This is a genomic window from Mesorhizobium sp. BHbdii, assembly GCF_053848045.1.
The window spans coordinates 1-689 of sequence record NZ_JBSPKX010000056.1; the positions used below are offsets into that span (position 1 = coordinate 1).

The 689-nt window shown below is 61.0% G+C and carries 1 protein-coding gene; it reads right to left on the reverse strand.

Features of this window, described 5'->3' with window-relative positions; genetic code table 11:
• Window positions 1–45: 45 nt before the first annotated feature.
• Window positions 46–689, reverse strand: a 644-nt coding sequence (locus ACWTU8_RS31770) for a sensor histidine kinase (RefSeq protein WP_455851247.1), incomplete at its 5' end; no start/stop codon positions are given.

Here is a 689-nt window from a genome sequence, read left to right on the forward strand (position 1 = left end):
GGATGACAGAAAAAAGAAACGGTTCCAGGGAAAACTAGGGCAGTATCAGTGCGTCGGCAAATGAACCGCGAAGGCGGCGCCCTTGCCGACCTCGGATTTGATCGTCAGCCTGGCATTGTGGCGCGTCAGGATGTGCTTGACGATGGACAGGCCAAGGCCGGTGCCTTTCTGGGTCCGGCTGGTCTCGACGTCGATGCGATAGAAGCGCTCGGTGATGCGCGGAATGTGCTCCTCAGGAATGCCGGGGCCGAAATCCCGTATGGTGACGTTGATGCCGGGTTCGGATCCCTCATCGGCGTGAGCGATCGACACCACGACGCGGCCGCCGGACTGGCCGTATTTGCAGGCGTTTTCCAGCAGGTTCTCGAAGACCTGAAACAGCTCATCGCGATCGCCCGGCACATTGAGAGATCCCTTGGCGAAATCGCGCTCGATGACGACGTTGTTTTCGCGGGCAAGCGGGGCCAGTGAATCGATGACGCTGTCGACGGTCTGACGCAGGTCGACCTCGGTTCCGGGCTTCAGATAGGGCTTCATCTCCAGCCGGGACAACGACAGGAGATCATCGATCAGGCGCGCCATGCGGCCGGTCTGGTTCTGCATGATCTGCAGGAATTGCTCGCGTGCCGCCGGATCGTTGCGGGCCGGTCCACGCAGTGTTTCGATGAAACCGGCGATCGAGGCGAGCG